The 4,177-nt window shown below is 71.9% G+C and carries 2 protein-coding genes and 1 pseudogene; 2 read left to right on the forward strand and 1 reads right to left on the reverse strand.

The features are described 5' to 3' along the window. Positions 1-538, forward strand: a pseudogene (locus tag G6021_RS03175) (ABC transporter ATP-binding protein); the annotation flags it as partial. On the opposite strand, the gene glpK reads toward G6021_RS03175, so the two are convergent. Continuing rightward, entirely contained in the window at positions 539-2,098 is a 1,560-nt protein-coding gene (gene glpK, locus G6021_RS03180) for a glycerol kinase GlpK (RefSeq protein WP_182640651.1), read from the reverse strand. Positions 2,099-2,177: 79 nt separating this feature from the next. Here glpK and G6021_RS03185 point away from each other — a divergent pair, with 79 nt between their 5' ends. Then, positions 2,178-3,953 (forward strand): glycerol-3-phosphate dehydrogenase/oxidase, encoded by a 1,776-nt coding sequence (locus G6021_RS03185; RefSeq protein ID WP_179524760.1) that lies wholly within the window; start codon positions 2,178-2,180, stop codon positions 3,951-3,953. Positions 3,954-4,177 lie beyond the last annotated feature (224 nt).

Below are 4,177 nucleotides of genomic sequence, written 5' to 3' on the forward strand. Positions count from 1 at the left end.
CCTGCGGGGACGGGTCCGGGCGGAGGTCTCGACCCTGCTCGCCGAGTCCGGCGCGACGTCGGTCCTCGTCACCCACGACCGCGCGGAGGCGCTGGCCACCGCCGATCGGGTCGCCGTGCTCATCGACGGCCGCCTCGCCCAGGTCGACACCCCCGAACGGCTCTACTACCACCCGGTGAGCCGCGAGGTCGCCCAGCTGGCGGGGGAGGTCGTCCTTCTCCCGGCCACCGCGGACGGAGGGGTCGCACACACCACCATCGGCGCCGTCCCACTCGACACGCCCGCACGCGGGTCCGGCACCGTCCTGTGGCGCCCCGAGAGCCTGACGGTCCGTCGGGTCGGGCAGGAGGGGCACGGCGTGTGCACCGGCGTCGAGTTCGTCGGCGCGTCGACCCTCATCCGGATGTGTGTCGACGGCACCGAGCAGAGCTTCGCGGTCCCGGTCTCCGGCGGGGAGGTCTTCGAGGTGGGGGCCCGGGTGGAGGTCACGCCCTTGCGTCCCGCCGTCTTCCACGCGGGGCCGTCGGTGCCCGCCTGATCAGCTCTCGGTGGCGGCCCAGCCCAGGGTCCGTTCGACGGCGTCGTTCCAGCGGCCCCACAGGCGCGCGCGCTCGTCCTCGGCCATGCGTGGCTCCCACCGCCGGTCCTCCCGCCACAACTCCCGGAGCCGGTCGGGGGAGTCCCACTGGCCCACCGCCAGCCCCGCGGCGAAGGCGGCACCCAGGGCGGTGGTCTCGGTGACCTCGGGCCGGATCACGTCGATGCCCAGGATGTCGGCCTGGAACTGCATCAGGTAGTCGTTGACCACCATCCCGCCGTCGACACGCAGCGCGTCGGCGGTCTCGCCGGCGTCGGCGGCCATCGCGTCGGTCATCTCGCGGGACTGGAACGCGGTGGCCTCGAGCGCCGCTCGCGCCAGGTGTGCCCGGGTGTGGAACCGGGTCAGGCCCACCAGGGTGCCACGCGCGTCCGGGCGCCAGCGAGGGGCGAGAAGTCCGGAGAACGCGGGCACGAGATAGCAGTCGCCGTTGTCCTCCAGTGACGTCGCCAGTTCCTCGGTCTCCTCGGCGCTCGAGATCACCCCGAGGTTGTCCCGTAGCCACTGCACCAGCGAGCCCGCCACCGCCACGGAGCCCTCCAGCGCGTACACGGCGTCGGCGTCCCCGAGCTTGTAGCAGACGGTGGTGAGCAGCCCGTTGTCGCTGAACTGGGGGGTGGTGCCGGTGTTGAGCAGCAGGAACGCGCCGGTCCCGTAGGTGTTCTTGGCGTCGCCGGGGTCGAAGCAGGTCTGGCCGAACATGGCCGCCTGTTGGTCGCCGAGGATCCCCGCGATGGGGGTCCCGCCGAACATGCGACGCTCGGTCACGTGACCGATCACCCCCGAGGACGGCACGATGTCGGGGAGCATCGCCCGCGGCACCCCGATCTCGCGGCAGAGCTCGTCGCACCACTCCAGGGTCCGCAGATCCATGAGCAGGGTGCGGGAGGCGTTGGTGACGTCGGTGACGTGGAGCGCCGATTCGCCGTCGGTCCCGCCGCGGCGGCCGCCGGTGAGATTCCACACCAGCCACGAGTCGATGGTCCCGGCCAGCAGCTCGCCGGCCTCGGCCCGCTCGGTGCCGCGTCGGCCCTCGGCGTCGAGGTGATCGAGGATCCACCGGATCTTCGGACCCGCGAAGTAGGTGGACAGGGGCAACCCGGTCGCATCGCGGAACCTGTTGTCTCCGTCGGGGTGGCCCTCCGCCAACCGGGCGCAGATCCCGGAGGTCCGGGTGTCCTGCCAGACGATCGCGTTGTAGACCGGCTCACCGGTCTCCCGCTCCCACACCACCACGGTCTCCCGTTGGTTGGTGATGCCGATCGCGCTCACCAACGCCGGTTCGAGGTCGGCGTGACCGGCCACCTGGGCCATGGTCGTCCGCACGTTCTCCCAGATCTCCAGCGGGTCGTGTTCCACCCATCCGGCCCGGGGCAGGATCTGCCGGTGTTCGACCTGGGCGGTCGCCGCGGGCACCGGCAGACCGTCGTGGTCGAAGAGGATGGCCCGCGAGGACGTGGTCCCCTGGTCGATCGCGAGGATGAACGTGTTACGCGTCACGTCGTCAGACTACGTCCGCCCGGGCGTAGAGTCGGGCGCAACCGGCCGGAAACCGATACCCGGCCCCGGAGGGAGCACGATGCCCACGATCAGATCACGGTCCGTCCTCGGTCCCGAGCGCCGGGCCGAGGCATGGCGGAGGTTGTCGGAGGAGTCCTTCGACATCGTGATCGTGGGTGGCGGTGTGGTGGGCACCGGCAGCGCTGTCGACGCGGCCACGCGCGGCCTGAGCGTCGCAGTGGTGGAGGCCCGCGACTTCGCCGCCGGGACCTCCTCGCGCAGCTCCAAGATGTTCCACGGCGGGCTCCGGTATCTCGAGCAACTCGACTTCGGGCTCGTCGCCGAGGCCCTCCACGAGCGCGAGCTCAGCATGACCCGACTGGCCCCGCACCTGGTCAAACCGCTCAAGTTCCTCTTCCCGCTCACCCGCCGGTTCTGGGAGCGCCCCTACATGGCCGCGGGATTCGTCCTCTACGACCTCATGGGCGGCGCCAAGAGCGTCCCGCCGCAGAAGCACTACAGCCGCGCCGGTGCACGGCGCGTGGCGCCGGGTCTGCGCGAGGACGTCGTGGTGGGGGGGATCCGGTACTGGGACACGTTGGTCGACGACGCCCGCCACACCCTCACGCTCGCCCGCACCGCCGCCCTGCACGGCGCGGTGGTCGCCAACTCCACGCAGGTGATCGGCTACCTGCGGGAGGGCGAACGAGTGACCGGCGTGCGGGTCCGCGACGCCGAGACCGGACGGGAGACCGACGTCCGGGCCGGGGTGGTGCTCAACGCGGCGGGGGTGTGGACCGACCACCTGCAGGAGATGCTGGGGGAGGAGGGCGGCTTCACGGTGCGTGCCTCCAAGGGGGTCCACATCGTGGTGGACCGTGACAAGGTCGACTCGGAGGCCGCCCTCATCCTGCGCACCGAGAAGTCGGTGCTCTTCGTCATCCCCTGGGGCGAATACTGGATCATCGGCACCACCGACACCGACTGGCAGCTCGATCTGGCCCACCCCGCGGCGACGGGTGCGGACATCGATTACATCCTCGGGCACGTCAACGCCGTGCTCACGACCCCGATCGGGCGGGACGACGTCCGCGGTGTCTACGCGGGACTGCGCCCGCTGCTCTCGGGCGGGGCCGACTCCACCGCCAAGCTCTCGCGGGAACACGCGGTGATGCGCGCGGCTCCCGGGGCCGTGGTGGTGGCGGGCGGCAAGTACACCACCTACCGGGTCATGGCGGCGGACGCGGTCGACGCCGCGGTGGCCGAGCTGGGACCGGAGCGCGCGGAGTCCGTTCCGGCCTCCACCACCGATCGCATCCCCCTCCTCGGTGCAGACGGCTACCCGGCGATGGTCAACCGCGCGGACCGGATCGCGGACCACTACGAGATCAGGGAGGAGCAGGTCCAGCACCTGCTCGACCGCTACGGTTCGCTTCTCGAGGACGTGCTGGACCTGGCGGCGGACCGCCCCGATCTGCTGGAGACCCTCGACGGCGCCGATCGCTACCTCCGGGTCGAGATCGTCTACGCCGCGCTCGCGGAGGCCGCTCTGCACCTGGAGGACGTCCTGGTCCGCCGGACCCGGATCTCCATGGAGTACCAGCACGGAGGGGTGGCGTGCGCCCGCGAGGCCGCGCAGCTCATGGCGGAGGTGCTGGACTGGGATACCGACCGCGTCGAGCGGGAGGTCGAGATGTTCGAGCAACGGGTCGCCGCGGAGCTGGCCAGCCAGGTGACGGACTCCGACGACGAGGCGGACGGCTTCCTCCGCGGCGTCCCCGAGGTCCGGGAGTTCCTGGTGGAGGCGACCGTCGACCCCGCGAGCGCCGAGCCGGTCGTCGACCACCCGGCCTGACCGGGAGGCCACCCTTCCCGACCGAGGGGCCACCTATCCCGACCGGGAGCCCGACCAGCGCGTGATGGGGGTCGGAACCGTCACGGCCGCGTTCCGCACCCCCTGACACCGGAAATCCGCTGCCGTCCTGCGCGATCGGCTGTCCGGTGGGGCAGCGGATGGCGCAGGAGAGCAGCGGATCCGGGGGAGGGGCGGGCCCGACGGCGCGGCCCGTGGGGCCCGAC

The organism is Dietzia sp. CW19, assembly GCF_014145265.1.
GTDB lineage: Bacteria > Actinomycetota > Actinomycetes > Mycobacteriales > Mycobacteriaceae > Dietzia > Dietzia natronolimnaea.

Excerpts from the sequence above, each read along its gene's own strand:
- G6021_RS03185 (WP_179524760.1), top strand. The coding sequence starts at position 2,178 with ATGCCCACGATCAGATCACGGTCCGTCCTCGGTCCCGAGCGCCGGGCC.